At 65.0% G+C, this 15,636-nt stretch carries 11 protein-coding genes, 1 tRNA gene and 1 pseudogene; 8 read left to right on the forward strand and 5 right to left on the reverse strand.

The window, feature by feature from the left end:
• The first annotated feature begins 301 nt into the window (after window positions 1-301).
• Complete coding sequence (locus A37U_RS0123180) at window positions 302-1,537, forward strand: acyl-CoA dehydrogenase family protein (RefSeq protein ID WP_040588567.1); 1,236 nt, start codon at window positions 302-304, stop codon at window positions 1,535-1,537.
• A 57-nt stretch (window positions 1,538-1,594) separates the two neighbouring features.
• Entirely contained in the window at window positions 1,595-2,929 is a 1,335-nt protein-coding gene (locus A37U_RS0123185; protein ID WP_020499065.1) for a PucR family transcriptional regulator, read from the forward strand.
• 650 nt (window positions 2,930-3,579) lie between these two features.
• Here A37U_RS0123185 and A37U_RS55310 read toward each other — a convergent pair.
• Together A37U_RS55310 and A37U_RS55315 are read right to left on the reverse strand one after the other, a co-directional pair.
• Entirely contained in the window at window positions 3,580-4,023 is a 444-nt protein-coding gene (locus A37U_RS55310; protein WP_240437651.1) for a dehydroquinate synthase/iron-containing alcohol dehydrogenase family protein, read from the reverse strand.
• 101 nt (window positions 4,024-4,124) lie between these two features.
• A pseudogene (locus A37U_RS55315) lies at window positions 4,125-4,919 on the reverse strand (iron-containing alcohol dehydrogenase); the annotation flags it as partial.
• 322 nt (window positions 4,920-5,241) lie between these two features.
• Between A37U_RS55315 and A37U_RS0123200 the strand changes: the two are divergent.
• The 5 genes from A37U_RS0123200 to A37U_RS44835 all read left to right on the forward strand — a co-directional run bounded on the left by A37U_RS0123200 (window position 5,242) and on the right by A37U_RS44835 (window position 8,787).
• Window positions 5,242-5,964 (forward strand): hypothetical protein, encoded by a 723-nt coding sequence (locus A37U_RS0123200; protein WP_020499067.1) that lies wholly within the window; start codon window positions 5,242-5,244, stop codon window positions 5,962-5,964.
• A 286-nt stretch (window positions 5,965-6,250) separates the two neighbouring features.
• Window positions 6,251-6,320 (forward strand) — tRNA-Arg (locus A37U_RS51860).
• 321 nt (window positions 6,321-6,641) lie between these two features.
• Window positions 6,642-7,364: a tyrosine-type recombinase/integrase gene (locus A37U_RS54975; protein ID WP_205622996.1), complete on the forward strand. Its 723-nt coding sequence runs from the start codon at window positions 6,642-6,644 to the stop codon at window positions 7,362-7,364.
• Entirely contained in the window at window positions 7,277-8,200 is a 924-nt protein-coding gene (locus A37U_RS53040; RefSeq protein WP_083933759.1) for a tyrosine-type recombinase/integrase, read from the forward strand. The genes A37U_RS54975 and A37U_RS53040 overlap by 88 nt, the downstream gene beginning before the upstream one ends.
• 29 nt (window positions 8,201-8,229) lie before the next feature.
• Window positions 8,230-8,787 carry a nucleotidyltransferase family protein gene (locus A37U_RS44835; protein ID WP_020499069.1) on the forward strand — a complete coding sequence of 186 codons (558 nt, stop codon included), beginning with the start codon at window positions 8,230-8,232 and terminating at the stop codon, window positions 8,785-8,787.
• A 61-nt stretch (window positions 8,788-8,848) separates the two neighbouring features.
• On the opposite strand, the gene A37U_RS0123215 is transcribed toward A37U_RS44835, so the two are convergent.
• Window positions 8,849-10,807 carry an amidohydrolase family protein gene (locus A37U_RS0123215; protein ID WP_020499070.1) on the reverse strand — a complete coding sequence of 653 codons (1,959 nt, stop codon included), beginning with the start codon at window positions 10,805-10,807 and terminating at the stop codon, window positions 8,849-8,851.
• 516 nt (window positions 10,808-11,323) lie between these two features.
• Between A37U_RS0123215 and A37U_RS0123225 the strand changes: the two genes are divergently transcribed.
• Window positions 11,324-12,937, forward strand: coding sequence for an ABC transporter substrate-binding protein (locus A37U_RS0123225; protein ID WP_083933761.1), 1,614 nt, complete (start codon window positions 11,324-11,326; stop codon window positions 12,935-12,937).
• A 34-nt stretch (window positions 12,938-12,971) separates the two neighbouring features.
• Here the strand turns inward: A37U_RS0123225 and A37U_RS0123230 are convergent, their stop codons facing one another.
• Both A37U_RS0123230 and A37U_RS0123235 read right to left on the reverse strand, forming a co-directional pair.
• Complete coding sequence (locus A37U_RS0123230) at window positions 12,972-14,984, reverse strand: S9 family peptidase (RefSeq protein WP_020499073.1); 2,013 nt, start codon at window positions 14,982-14,984, stop codon at window positions 12,972-12,974.
• A gap of 106 nt (window positions 14,985-15,090) precedes the next feature.
• Window positions 15,091-15,636 (reverse strand): hypothetical protein, encoded by a 546-nt coding sequence (locus A37U_RS0123235; RefSeq protein WP_020499074.1) that lies wholly within the window; start codon window positions 15,634-15,636, stop codon window positions 15,091-15,093.

The raw sequence follows: 15,636 nt of genomic DNA on the forward strand, positions 1-15,636 counted from the left end.
GCAAGTCTTGTGCGGCACGCGTCCAGCAACTCGGATCCCGGACTTCACACCATTTCCGCCACTAGACATGAGCAGCGAATCTGTTGGATCGACACCCGCGCGAGGCGCAGTGCCAAGCAGAACCCACAACGTTCGGCCATTCTTCCCGGGAAGGGGTTTGCACAAACGCGGGCGCGCACTCTGTCACGACAGACCGTATACGGATTCACGACGGCGGGGCGAGACTTCGAGCCGTTCGAGACGAACCCCAACGCCGATGCCCCGGTGTGGTTCTCCCTAGCTCTGACCAATGGAGGTCACCATGACGGACACCCTGTCCCCTGCCGCCGAGACGACTCGTGCCACGGGATACGACGCCGACATCGTCGCCCGAGCAACCGCGTTGCACGACCTCATCCGGGACGAGGCAGCACAAGGAAACGAAGCCCGCCAAATCACCCCACGCGTGACCGACGCGATCGACGAGGCCGGCCTGTTCAACCTGATGGTCCCGACCCGGCTAGGCGGACCCAGCGCCTCGGCTCGCACCATGATCGAGGCACTGATCGAACTCGGGCGAGCGGACGGTTCAGCGGGATGGAGTGCCGCACTGGTCAACGCGTGCACCTGGTTCGCTGTCACCTACGGCGAAAAGGCCCAGCAGGACCTGTGGGCAGGCCATCCCCAGACCAAGGTGTGCGGGATCTTCTTCCCCGGTATGACCCGCCGCCACGAACTGGGCACCGGCTCGAAAGTCGAGGGCGGGTACGTGCTCACCGGCCGGTACCCCTACGCCTCAGGCAGCGCCGTCGCCGACTGGGCCACGCTCGGGATGATGGTCGACGGCCCGAACGGTGAGCCGACCATGGCACTCGGGCTCGTCGAAGCCAAGGACTGGACGGTCGAAGACACCTGGTTCACCTTGGGCATGCGCGGAACCGGGAGCAACACGCTGGTCGTCGAGGACGTGTTCATCCCCGACCACCGCATTCAAACGTTCGAAAACCTCTCCCAGGGCCGCTACGCCACCCCGTTCGCCGAATCCGAACCGAACTCGCGCGCGGCATTCCTGCCCGTGGGCACCGTGATCCTCGCGGCCCCGGCGATAGGCCTCGCCAAAGCAGCACTGGACTACTCCCTGGGCAAACTGCCGACGCGCTCGGTCGGGTACACCGTGTACACCGAGGCGCGCAACTCCCCCACCCACCACATCGCCATCGCCCAAGCAGCCAGCAACATCGACGCCGCCCACCTGCTGCTGGGCCGCGCCTGCGACGACATCGACTCCTACGCCGCCCGAGGCCAATACCCCGACGACCGCGCCCGCAGCCGCATGAGGATGGACACCGGGCACGCGATCTCCCTGTGCAAGGACGCCATCGACGCTCTCATGACCGCCAACGGGGCCGGAGCGTTCGCGCAAGAAGGCACACTCGGCCGCATCTGGCGCGACGCCAACACCGGGGCACGGCACGCCTTCGCCACCCCCGAGATCGGCAAGGAAGTCTACGGGCGCCTGCTGCTCGGCGCGGACGACGCACTGACCATCCAGGTCTGACCAGTGTCGTGGCGGGATACCGTAGTCCCGCCACGACACCTTCAAGGAGGCATCAACGTGGATGCAGCCGAACCAGCGGAGCCGGACTGGCTACTGGACCTCGCGCCCAGAAAAGACGACCCGGTCGAACCGCTCAGCGACGCCCCGACAAGAACACTCGCCGTGACCGAACTGGGCGACGGCCCCGTCGCGTGGGCGGTGGTAACAGCACGGCGAGCAGCCGACCACATCCTTGAACTGCTGCCGGCGTTCGGCGGCGACCTGGCCGCCGAACAGCTACTGCGGCGTGCCGTCGAGTCGACCACGATCGCCGTGCTGCGAGCGTTTCTCAGCGGCGACCCCGAAACCCTCTGGCCCGGCACCGAACCCGCCGACGCCACCAACTCCTACGTACGCCGCGGTATCTCGATGGACTCCGTGATCCGCGGCATCCACCTGTGCCAAGAAACGATCACCGCCAGCCTCCTCGACGAAATCGACCGCCGCGGGCGGCCGGTGACCGACGCCCAGCACGCCAACGAGCTCCTGTTCCGCTGCTTCGACCTATTCAGCGCCAACATCGCAGCGCGTTACTCACTCGAAGCCGAGCAATGGTCACAATCCACAGCAGCGATACGAGCCGAACTGATCGACAAAGTGCTCTCCGGAACAGCCGTCGACGGACAACAAATCTCATCCGCGCTCGACTACCAGCTCGACGGAAGCCACCTCGCAGGGGTGATCTGGCTGGACCCCTCCCACGCCCAAGCCGGCGCACAAGACGAACTCGACGCCGCCCTCGACACCCTCGATCGAAAACTCGGCCAACACCACTCCCTACGCAGGTGGGCCGACCTGTCGACCGTGCACATCTGGCACGAGGACCCAGACGGCAACATCTACCAAGCCCTGCGGAAAATCAACGAATCCCCGCTACCGTCACGACGCGCCCGCATGGCGATCGCCGGCCAGGAAACCGGAATGGAAGGCTTCCGCAGCAGCCACACCCGCGCCCTGTCCGCGGCACGCGTCGCGAACTTCTCCGGACAACAAGCGGCCTGGATCACCGACTACGCCGACATCGAACTCGTCGCACTCATCAGCACCGACCTCGACATGACCCGCTCCTTCATCCGACGCATGCTCGGCCCACTCGCCCACGACGACCAACGTGCCGCCGAACTACGCGAAACACTCGAGGTCTACCTCGACGTCCAACGCAGCATCACCCAAGCCGCCCGACGACTGCACACACACCGCAACACAGTCGTCTACCGCATCAAAAAAATCGAAGAAATCTTCGGCACCGACCGACTCAAAAACCACTCACTCGAACTCGGCGTCGCACTCCGCGCCACCTCCAGCCTCGGCGCCCCCGTCCTGTTCACCCGACCACCGCCGACAACCACCTGAACAACACCCTCGAAACCACACCGCCAGAACGAGACAGGTCCCTTCACCAACGAGCTCGCTCCCCAACGGAACCTGATCTCGCTCAACCGCATTCAGGACCACCCCAGCCGACCCGCTCGTCACCACCGCCGTCGACGATGCACCCGGGAAACCGCGACAAGTACGCAGTCAGGCCAATCGGCGTGTCATTACGCTGGGGTTGCCATGTTGAGCTTCTTGGTGAGTGATCATCGGTCTTGTCCCGGATGATTCGTGGGCGCGCACCGAGCCGGTGCTGCCGCTGTGGATCGGTCGCAGGCAACGGTTCCCGGGACGGTTTCCGCTCGACGGCGAGCACTTCCGGCGTGCCATCGACGGGGACGTCACCGCTGATCTTGATGTCGAGACCGAACAGTTCCGTCCGGTAGTACGGGTCGTGCGCACAGGGCGAAGCTGCGTCGCCGAGAGCAGCCACGGCCCCCTGGACCCGCTGGACAGCGGAGCTCCGGGGATGTTCGGCGATGTGCGCTGCCGGGCACCGGGGTTCGAGGAGTCGTTTCGCCACGACGCACCTGCAGTACGCGCTGCGCACCGCGAGCGCCGATCACGAGTTCGGCGGCGGCCCCGTACGTGCCGGGAACCGCGTCGTCCGCAGCCTTACCTCGGTGCCCTCACTGGCTCGTCACCAGGCCCGGGTGCTCGTCGCGCCCTCGGCCGACCAGCCCCTCCCCGATCTGCGGTTCGCACCGGACTACGCGCGGTCGGCCGGTCGCGGGCGGGACCCTGAATGGGCTGCGGTGAGGAGCGCGTCGAGGTCGTCGTGGGTCGGGGGTCGCGTAGGGCTGGGCCAGAACCTGCTGGATAACTTCGGGCAGGTCGGCTTTGCGCAGCCCGAGCTCGGCCAGTGACCGGGGTGCCCCTGCCGCGGTCGCGAGATCGGCCAAGGCGGTGGCCGGGTGGTCAGTCCGCAGTGCCCGGGACAGGGCGGCGTTGGCAGCCGGTGCGGTGGGCAGGTTGAAGGCCGCCACGTGCGGGAGCACCACGACGTGGGTCGGCGCCTGCGGCAGGTCGAAGGTGCCGCCCAGGATGTGACAGAGCTTGTGGTGCAGTGACATCGTGGTCGCCCCCAGGCAGGCGCCGCAGAGCCAAGCGCCACGCAGAGCCAAGCGCCACGCAGGGCCAGGGACCGCGCCTCGCGGTCCGACGGGTCGGCAGCGATGGCGGGCAGGGCGGCGGCCAGGCACCGGATGCCGTCTTCGGCGAACAGCTCGATCACCGGTGACGTATCAGGCGCGTAAAGGGTCTCCACCGCGTGGGCGATCGCGTTGATCCCGCTGGTGCCGGACAAGGGAACCGGCAGGGCCATGGTCAGGTCGGGGTCATAGACCACGTTTCGGGGCAGTGCGGCCGGATCGCGTCCGGTGCGTTTCCGGCCGGCCTCGGTGATGCCCCAGACCGGTGTCATCTCGGAACCGGAATAGGTCGTGGGCACGGCGACGACTGGCAGGCCGGTCTCGAGGGCGATCGCTTTGCCGAGCCCGATGGTCGAACCGCCCCCGATCGCGACGCAGCCGTCCGCGTCCACCTGCTGGGCGTGGTGCCGTCCCGCGGCCGCGACCTCGGCGGGGACGTGCATCCGGGCACCGGTGAACACCCCGGCTGCCCGGTTGCCGAGCAGGTCGGCGACGTGGTCGGCCAGGGTGCGCTGGTTCGGCGTGGTCAGCACGAGCAGCCGGCGTAGCCCGAGCTCGGAGACCTCGGCGTGCAGTTCGGCCAGCCGTCCCGGATCGAAGACCACTCGCATGGGCGGGGCCTCGTAGGTGAACGCGCCGGCCGTCACGCCCGCTCCTCGAGCACGATGTCGAAATGTGCGTGGACGAAGGGCGCCGTGACCCCGAAGGCTGCCGCTGCCTCGTCGTCGTCCGATTCGGCGAAGTCCGCCAGGAGGCTCTGCTTGACCGCGAATTGTTGGCGCTTCGCTAGGAGTCGAGCATCTGTCGTGCCAGATCATGGGTCGTCAGGAAGTCGAAACGCCGAGAACTTCCTGTCTCGCAACGCCGCATGCTGATCCTCAGCTTAGTTGCGGATTGTTCATGCTTCGGGCACGCGTATCCGGGGGGTAACACCCTTTTCGCCCACCGCGATTCCTGTCAGTAGACGATCAAACCGAGTCTATCCTCAGGCAGAGGCTCGACACGAAGGAGCACACGCGTGAGGTTGGAGTCGATTCAGACACGAAACTTTAACGGATATGGACGTCTTGTGTGAGATTTCTGAGGGCAATAGATAGACCAGCATTGTCACTGGCGTCAGTCCTGGAATGGAGACAGTAAATGTTTGAGCGCAATGCGGAATTTCCGATGGCTGTCGCTAGCGACGATGACGACGGGCTGAATGCCGCTATCGACTGGTGCTGCGAGCACATGCGCGACGATGACATCCTCACGGTGTGGACTCACTTGAGGTCAAATCTGCGCAACAGCCCGCAGCTCGAACACTTCGTCGCGTCTCACCGGAACGTCGAGCACGTCGCAGGCAAAGGCGGAGGATTCGTCCGTCACACCGGGCCGGTCTTGATGGCCTGGCCGGGCATGGCAGACATAGGAGAGCTTTTTAGATTCGGCGTACATCACATACGCGCCCTGGGCGTCGTTGTGTCGAACGAAGACACGATCAGACCTTGGGTTTCGGAAGTCAAGCCGACGATTCTTGGCGATTCTACACCGTGGGAGGTCCAGACTCCCGAGATCGACGGCATCGTCATGGAGGCACTGAAGAGCCTGACTCGAGCCATGAACCACAACAACACCATCTCGGCGGGTTCCGAGAAGGACCAAGTGGTAAGCACACTGCTTGCGTTGCACGATGCTGGGATCACCATGGATGACGAAGCAATGGAGGGCTGGGCGCTGGCGCACGGGTGGTCGGGCAAGAATCCTCAGCAACTGGGTAAGTATGTCCGGGACATCAACCAGGGGAAACGTCCGCAGTGTCGCACGAATGTTCGACCGGACTACGTTGACTTCCTGCGTCGGCGCGCCAGCTGCCGTGACTAGCCTGACTCACAGGTGCGACACCGAGGCAGTGCAGGTCATCGCACTCTCCATGAGCGAGCCGACACCGACCACACCGGCCAGGCTCGCCTCGCTCAGCAGGGCCAGATGGAGTTGAGGGAGAGTCATGCTCGTACGGTTTCGGCTCACCTGCTGCCAGCCGCATAAGAGCGACACGCCCGGAACGTGGTCGCGATTTTCGTGGCATGAATCGTGGCACGAACTCGCGGCCAATAGTGGGATTTCTGGGTTCCATGTGACGGATCGCGGGACTATAGTCGCTGGTAGAGGCCTTAGAAACGAATGTTCCTGCTCTCCGGAAGCAGGTGTCGCAGGTTCGAATCCTGCCGAGGGCGCCAGGTCAAAGGCATGCATTGCTGGTCGGACCGGGGCTCATGGCATGAAACGTGGAATAGCTCTCGACAGACTGGGTGCATGCCTAAAACCAGTGTGCCCAAAGAACATCACGAAAAGGGGAGCATCGAGACGCTCCCCAGTGGGGCTCTTCGCGTCCGCGTCTACGCGGGCGTGGATCCCGTCACAGGCCTCCCGCACTACCTTCGAGAGACCGTCCCAGCTGGCCCCATACCTGGAACAAGGCCAAGAAAATTGCCCGCTGTCTAGCGCATCAAGTTGACGAAGGCAGGCGCCCCAGGACAGAGGCCACGCTCACTGAACTCTTGGACATACATTTCCCGATACTCGATTGCACTGAGACAACTAGACGAACATACGAGCGTCATCGGCGTAAGCGCATCGAACCAGCCCTTGGGAAACTCAAGATCGCCAAAATCGACGCGTCGATTATCGAGTCATTCTATACCGAGCTCCGGACTTGTCGTGATCACTGCAAGCGGCACAAGCATATCCGGCCTGACAAGACGCACGTTTACAAGCCACTCGGGAACTCAACCATTCTGGAAATACATGGCATCCTGTCGAAAGCATTCGGCCGAGCCGAACGCTGGGACTGGATTGTGCAGAATCCAGTTAAGAAGGCGGAGGCTCCAGCGAAGCCAGAACCTGACCCGCAGCCACCGTCTCCGAACGAAGCAGCCAGGATTCTCAATGAATCGTGGAAGGATGTCTCATGGGGAACGCTGGTATGGGTAGCGATGACGACGTCACCCCGCCGCGGGGAATTGTGCGCGCCTCGATGGAGTGATTTCGATGCTGATCGCAGGGTGCCTACTTATAAGCGTTCCATAGCTCAGGATGGGAAGGAGCTATGGGAGACAGACATGAAGACCCACAGAAAACGCATTGTCGCATTGGACGAGAACACCACGGCGATCCTCAGCGATTATAAAGCCCACTGCCAACGGATGGCACGACTCGCGGGAACGCACCTTCGGAGGACACATATATATTCTCTCGTGTTCCGGATGGGACCGTCCCGCTAAAACCTGCTTCGGTTTCACAGCGCTACCGTCGCCTTGCTCGGCGACTCGGCATCGAGTCGACCATTCATAAGCTACGCCACTATACTGCCACTGAGTTGATCACTGCGGGCGTTGATACCCGCACGGTGGTTGGAAGGCTCGGTCATGCTGGCGGGGGAACAACCACACTCAAGATGTATGCGGCATGGGTCAGCGAAGCCGGTCAGCGCGCTTCCGCGATTCTGCACGGACGGATGCCGCAACGCCCCATCGGGCAGGTCAGTACAATCGAGCGCGCCAAGGACGACCCCCAAGCGCCGTTCGAGATAGTCGCCGCTTCGATTCAGCGAGGCATCCTCGCGGGAAAGCTCTGCTACGGCGAAGTTGTGCCCTCTGTCAAGGAAACCGCCGCCGAGCACACGGTCCGTGTCGGTACCGCACACCGTGCGCACGGACTGCTGCGATCACGGGGTCTTGTCACTGAAGGCGGCCGCGGTACACGGCCTACAATCATTGCGCCCGAGGCGCCCTGTGATTCAAGAGCGTTGAAAGCGACGGAGTCCGACGCCTCCGAGTCTCACGATTTCGACGATAGCGAAAAGCTACTCGAACTGCGTCTATTTTCCCTGGTTATCCCTGTCAAGGAATTCAGCACTCAGGCAAGCCCCACAGATGCGACTACACTTCGTCTTCTCTTAAACGGGACTGCACGGCGGCACGGCGGATCTGAATTTAAGATCGAGGACTACGAACTGGAAGTACGCCAGGGAGGAAATTTAGTCACGACATTTGTCGCCTTATGGCTACGAGTGCCTGAGAGTCGGCAGAATGAAGCGTCTGGCAAGGCTGGCGATTAGACGCGCCATTACTTTCTACCTTCCCTCAGATGACAGGTACCATCGGTACCGGCGTCGTCCAGGGATTCGTCCGGTTCGATGTCTATGACCTCAACGACGAGGGGTGCCTGATGAAGCGGGAGCGTGCGACCACTCTCCTCGAGGAGCTGATTCGTCGCACAGCGGGTGCTGGTTGGCCGGTTCAGTTAGTGGAAACGGTCTACGTGTTCGGTTCATACTCCCGAGGCGCCACGGAGCCCGGTGATCTTGATGTCGCGGTCGACATTCAGCGTACTGACCAGTGGGTCGAGCATTTCGTCGCATGCCTGTTCGAAGGTCGAGACCCTTACTCTGAGCTTCGCCAGGCACTGCGTGGCAGGACCCGAAGCGTCTCGATCCTGTTCGAGCGTCGTCACGACCATGATGACGTGCCCATGAACTTGCTGTGGCGGCGAGGTGAACCCCTTGAATTGGCCGTCCAACGCATCCACACCATACCGGTAGACCCCACAGCTGGACGCGCATCCCGAGATGCCATGCCCGCCTGCTTCGAGGGGCTTGACAAGTGGTTACCCCGGTTTATGCGCCGCAAGAGTTCGAGGAACTGATCACTAATTAGACGGGACATCGACCACTAGTCCTGATCAACCGCGCCCCTCAGCGCTGCTATCAGCTTCCGGTGGCCTCCGCGACGAACCGGTGCTGACCCATCCAGCCGGTCTGCTCGATCTGCCGGACCCGGTGCTCGGGATCGAAGCTGATCTCGTACCTGGCTTCACTTCCGGGGCGAGTGAGAAACAGCTCCCACTTCGAGGAATCAGCCGAGTCCGCGCCGCCGTCACGCAGATCCAGCGAAGCGTGGTCGACGGCCGGATCCCCGTTGACGTAGCCGAGGCTGGTGCGGGGCGTTCCGGTCACTGCACCGCGACCGGCCAGCAGCGACCAGGCTGTGACCGACAACGGCTCGCCGGGCAGCAGCCTGTCCGCTTCGATGCGATGGGTGCGCTCTCGTCCGTCGATCTCCGCCACCGACAGCTCGTAGCCGCCCTGGGTGCGCCGGATCGCGTAGGTATCGGTGCCTAGTGCCGTCGTCGTGGTGGATTCACCGTGCTCGAGGGTGAAGTCGGCAGCGATCGACCAGCTGGAGTGCTGGGCGAGCGCGCCGAAGTCCGCGTGCCCGGTGTAGGTCTCCTCGACCTGCCAGCTTCCGTCCGGGAGCCGGCTGTGCCGGTACCGCAGGCGGCCCGCCTCGATCTTCCCATCGTAGTCGACCAGCCGCCCCTCATCGACCGTCGTGGCCTGCGCTGCCACGGCGGGGGGCTCGGGTTCGGGGACCGGTCGCTGCGCGACGCTGGTACGGGCGGCGAGCAGCCCGTCGAGATCGGCGCGCGTCAGGTGGTAGCCGTTGGTGAACACCGCACGGGGCCGGCGGAGTGTCGAAAGGTCTTCCAGCGGGTTGGCCTCGCTGAGCAGCAGGTCGGCCCGGGAGCCGACGGTGATCGTGCCCCATTCGCTTTCCTGGCCGAGGAAACGCGCGGCTTCCCTGGTGCCGCAGCTGAGCGCCTCGAACGCGCTCATCCCCGCCGCGAGGAAGTTCTGGAGTTCATCGTGCACCGAAAAGCCCTCGAACACCCATGGCGTGGGCGTGTCGGTACCCAGCAGCAGCGGAGCGCCTTCCTGGTGCAGGATCGAGATGACCCGGAGATGCGCGTCCACCCGCGCCTGGTTGACATCGCGCCATTCCGAGGCCGGGCCTTGCATGTCGAGATTCGCCCTGGTGGCCTCGACGTTCCACTGGGAAATCGCGGCCGGTGGCTCGTAGCACAGGTGGCGTTTCGCGTCGTCGGTGACGTTGCCGACCTGGCCTTGCCAGGTGATGGTGGTGGGGCAGTTCCAGACCTGGCGTGCCGCCAGCTGGCCGCCGAGGCGGCCGATCGCGTCGTAGTCGAGGTGGTAGGCGATCACGCGCATGGCGTCCAGGCCGAACTTCTCCCCCATCGACCTCCCGGCGGGAAACTGCGTGTCCGGTTTGTGGTGGTCCAGGGCGACGCTCATGAGGTGCTCGAAGCAGTTCATGCCCGCGTCCATGGCCTCTTCGTTGGTCACGCCCTCCGGGCAGTGACCGGTGACCAGAATGCCGGCGTCGGCCGCGGCCCGCCCGACCGCCCGCAGGGTCTCCAGCCGCAGCCAGGAGTACGTCTTGATCTGGTCGTACCCCCGGTCGATGTAGTGCTGGACCAGGTTGTTCGCCTCGGCTGGGTCGTCGAGGTAGACGCACTGGGGCCAGACCGTCAGCCCTCGTTCGTCGACACCGTCGACGAGCGGGCTCGTCGACACCAGGTGGGGGCCGGGCAGTGCCCCGGACCGTACCTGCTGGGCGAAGGCCAGGACGAAAGGCTCACCGGACATGTTGCGCACCTGCGTGACCCCGCTGGCCAGGTGCATCCCGAAGACGGTCGGGTCGCGCAGGTGAACATGCATGTCCGCCAGGCCCGGCGACAGATACAGGCCGGCCCCATCGATGTCCCCCTGCTGCGGCGGGCGGTTGGCGTCGGTTCTCTCCACCGCCACGATCCGCCCGTTCTCGATGACGACCGTCTGTCCACGAAGGACTCTCTCGGTGTCCATCGGGACGACATTGACGTTCCTGATGGCGACCGCGCCCTCGGATCGAGGCGGAAGCGCGAAATCTTCTAGAACTACTGCCACTGATCACTCCTTCGCAGAGGTTCCCTTGTGCCGACTCTTCGACGTGGCTTGGCCGCGCCGCGATCGGCCGCACCCAAGCCGACTGGTCGCACACCCAGCACGACCACTGCCCGGCGCCAATCTATTCTGGGGTGTACCGGTGCTCAATGCGATCGTCATATGTAGCGTCTCGAGACGCATAGTCTCGCCATCTGTGGCGTTACCAGTCGGGTGCCTCGCCGTCACCGGCAACCACCTCGTCGATCCCGTTCACGGCCACGACGATTGTGGCGCCGATGGCGTCCAGACTTCGGCAATCGTCTCGCACCCGGGGGCGATTCATTCGCATAGCCTCTCCGCAATCGAAGCGACGATGCCGACGTCGTCTCCTAGGACGCATCTGAGGCCGCGCTGTCGACGCAGCTCCGACCTCGACCGAAAGAGGTAACGCGCGCCATGTTCAGAAAATCCGTTCCCGCCACAGCACCGCGCCGGACCGGCCGCACTCGGGCCGCCCTTGCCGCTTGCATCGGAGTGGGGCTTGTCCTGTCCGCATGTACCGGCACCAGCGCCCAGCCCGACTCGACCAGCTTCACCTACTCCTTGTCCAGCGCGCCGATTTCGCTCGACATGGCCAAGGATTTCGGTCCGACCACCGAAACCATCACCCCGCTGGTTACCGAACCCCTCGAACGAATCTCCACCTCCGGCCAGCTCACGCCCAACGTCGCCACCGCGGTCAAGCAGCCCGATCCGACCACACTCGTGTACACGCTCCGCTCCGGGATCAAGTTCTCCGATGGAAACCCCCTCACCGCCGACGATGTCGCCTGGAGCATCAATCACGCGGCAACCCAGCCGGCACAGACGGCGGGCGACATCACCGCCTTCCGCGGCGTCGCGGTCACCGGACCGCTCGAAGTCACCGTCAAGCTCAAGGAGCCCGACCCGGCGGCGCGCGGCAAACTGGCGCTGATCACCTCGGTGCAAGAGGCCAAGTTCGCCAAGGAACACGCCACTGACCTCGGCGCCCGCACGGCACTCCCAGTCGGCAGCGGGCCTTACGTGTACAGCTCGTTCGCCACGAACGCGGTGACTCTCAAACCCAACAAGTACTTCTGGGGCCAGCGGCCGACGTGGAAGAACATGACGTTCAGCTTCATCGACACCGACACCTCGGCACAGCTGGCCATGCGCTCCGACTCCATCGGCGGCGCATCGGTGTCGGATCTCAAGACCGCGTCCAACTGGAAGTCCGCTGGCGCGACGCTTTACGCATCGCCGACCCTTCAGTCGCAATACCTGTCCCTGAACACCTCAGTGGCCCCGTTCAGCGACGTGCACGTGCGGAAGGCGATTGCCTATTCGATCGACAGGACGGGAATCCTGAGCTCCGCCTATGGCACCTATGGCAACCTGCTCAAGGGCTTAGTGGTACCGCAGACCGTCGCCAATGTCGCCCCGTCAGCCGAAGCGGCCACACAATTCGTCGGCCAGCTCCCCCAGTACGGCTTCGACCCAACCAAGGCCGCGTCCGAGCTGGCGCAGTCCTCGGTGCCGCATGGCTTCACCGTCACGGTTCCCTATCCGACCAGCTTCCCCTGGTCCGAGCTGACCCTGCTGAACCTGCGACAGAACATGAAGAAGCTGGGTGTCACCGTCAATCTCAAGCCGGTGACGCAGAACCAGTGGCTCACCAGCGTATTCGGGCAGCAGAACACGGGCATCCAGATCGGCCTCGCCGGTGCAGACGTCCCGGACCCCAACGGACTGCTCAACGGCATGGTCGGCAGGGTGAACATGGGTCCGCAGCACTTCAACACGACAAGCTGGACGACACCCACCGTCGAGCGGGCGCTGCCGATCCTGTCGACTTCGAGCACGTCCACCGACCGCTGGTCCGCGGCCAAGACCATCCTGGCCCAGGTCGCCACGGAAGTTCCCTACGTCCCGCTCTTCTCGCCCAACAACGTGGTCGCGCTGGCCAAGGGATACAAGTTCACGAAGAAGGTCGACTACTTCGACATGATCAACGGCAGCTGGGTCTACGATCTGAAGGTCGCCAGTTAGCACGCGAAGCATCCCCGCCGCGTCGTCCTGCCGGTCATCGATCGCTGACTGGCAGGATGGCCGCCGAGACGGGCATGTGGCGCTCGAACCAGTCGAGCACGCGGGTGCTGTGGTCGATCACGGCGGGAAAGGCTTTGATTCCGTGCCCTTCGCCGGGGTAGGACACGCAGACCGACTCGACGTGCGCGGCCAAGAGCGCTTGATGCAACTCGATGGCCTGGCTGGGCGGGGTGCACCGGTCGTCAAGCCCGGTCGTCTGCAACGTAGGAGTACGGACGCGGTCGGCGAACATCACCGGGCTCCGCTCGTGATAGAGACCACCGGCCGCGTGTGGGTCGGCAGCGAGGAAGATCCGGTCGAAATACGGGATGTTCGAAGTGTTGTGCTGGGAGTACCAGTTCGTCACCGGCGCCATCGGCACGGCCGCCGCGAACCGCTGGTCCTGCGTGATCAACCACGAGGACATGAAGCCCCCATAGGACTGCCCGGTGACTCCGACACGGCCGGGATCGACCACGCCGGTGGCCACGAGGTGATCGATACCGCTGAGGTAGTCGCCGGTGTCGGCGCCGCCCATGTCCCCGAACACCGCTTCGGCGAACTCCTGGCCCCGGCCCCCGCTTCCGCGCGGATTCGGATGCAGGACCGCGTAGCCGCGGCTGACCAGCAGCGGCGTGAGGTAGTGGCCCAGCTCCCACCTGTTGCGATACGCCCAGACCGGCCCGCCGTGCACGTACACCACCAGCGGATGCGGCCCCGGCGTGTCGGGGGTGCACAGCAGGCCCTCGATCTGCCAGCCGTCCGGCGCGGACCACCGCACCGGCACGACCGCGCCGGCCACGCTGGTGAGGTGATCGGCCCCGGCGTGCCGCAGGCTGGCGACCACCTCGGTCTTGCCGTCACGCACCCAGGCCAGCTCGGGATAGATGTCGTAGGCATGGTGGACCACCGCGGCCGAGCCGTCGGCAAGGTAGGACGCGACCGGATAGCGATCGCCACAGGTCGACATACTCGACCAGGACTCGCGCGTCTGATCGGTCGTGGCGTCATACACGCCCGAGACGGTCTCCAGCCCGCGCTGCCCGAGAAAGGCGAGCCGGTGCTCGTCGAGCCAGTGCAGGTGCGTGACATCCACTCCGAGAGTGTCGATCACCGAGCGCTCGCCCGACTCACCGAGCAGGACAACGTCCCCGGCCACCAGCCATCGGTCGGAGCAGCAAGCCTGCACGATCGCGACGTGCCGCCCGGCCGGGTCCGCGGCGGGCCAGCCCAGCTGCCGGTCGGTGCGGTAGATCGGCTCGACACGCCCCGAGGCTATCTCCAGGCGAAGCAGGTCGGCGGAATACCAGGCTCCCTCGTCGGGCATCGGGCTAGCGACCACCACGAGCGCGTCGGCGCCGCACCAGGCTGCCTCCCACACATTGAGGCCCTCCGGAGATGCCTGCCGCACGGTGCGCTGCTCGACGTCGTAGATCCAGACGCTGCGCCAGTCGTCGGCGGCGGCTCCCGCGTCGACCACGGGCAGCCACTGGTCCGCCCTCGCCTCGACCCGGGCCACGCCACCGGAACCCTCACCACCCGACATGTCGGCCCCGAGCCCGGCGACGCCGAGTAGGATCCGATTGCCCGAGGGAGACCAGTGCAGATACTCCACGGTACCGGCGATCGGTGGCGTGGTGTGCCGCTGCCCCGTGGCCAGATCGAGCAGCTCCAGCTGCTGCACGCCGCACTGCGCCCGGCCGGAGGTGAACGCGATCGTCCGGCCGTGCGGTGCATAGCGCGGCCGCCGCTCGTCGGCCCCACCATCGGTCAACTGCCGTGCGCCGTCCCGGTCGGCGAGGCAGAGGCAGGTGCGGGGCCGCCCGGCGAGGGTTTCCCGTACCTCTCCGGCGAATGCGATCGCGGACCCGTCCGGCGCCGCGGCCGGGGTGGTGGCACTGCTGATCCGTCCGAACCCAGGTGCCTGGACTGCCTCGAAATACCGCTGAGTCCTGCGGAAAGCCTCGGTGGCGCGGATGTCCGCGGCAGTCGGATCGGGAAGCGTCATGGCAAGAATCCTTTTACGGCGAGTTACGCGGTGTCACGTGCACAGAGCCGGACTGTCCTGGTGTGGCTCTCGATCATCTGCTGCCGTCGCATGCGACGGTCCCCGGCTAACGGGACCGCCCAGCGCCCCCGAGCTGCTCCCAACTTGCCCGTGCGGCGCCTTCGATCTGCTTCTTGACATCGCCGAGGTACTCGGTCAGGTATTCGTCGAACTCCGCGGTGAGCCGGGCGATGGTCGCCGCTACGTGCTGGCGCGCGTCCCTTTCGACGGCCCCGATCTCCAGCCGGGAGTGGCAGTCGAGCGCGTAACGGGTTCCGCTCGGTGTCTCCCGGGCGTGGTAGGTCGCGAGGACTTCCATGACCCCGTCGGCGTCGTCATCGTAGTGCGCGCTGAGGCTGAGTCGCCGCGCCGTATTGTCCTGCTCGGTGATCCGGATCAGGCGGGCGTCGGGATCCTCCTCGGTCTCCAGGCGCATCCGGTAGGCACCCAGCGGGGCGCCCAGCTCGTCCAGCGGCTCGATGATGTATCCCAGCGCGCGAAACTTCTCCGCGCCGGCATAGTCCCCGACGATCGCTTTCCACACCGCGTCCGCGGGCGCGTCGATGTCGACCGCGACGTGGTTGACCGTCGTCGCCAGGGTATGGCTTGGCAT

It is taken from the genome of Sciscionella marina DSM 45152 (assembly GCF_000379465.1).
GTDB lineage: Bacteria > Actinomycetota > Actinomycetes > Mycobacteriales > Pseudonocardiaceae > Sciscionella > Sciscionella marina.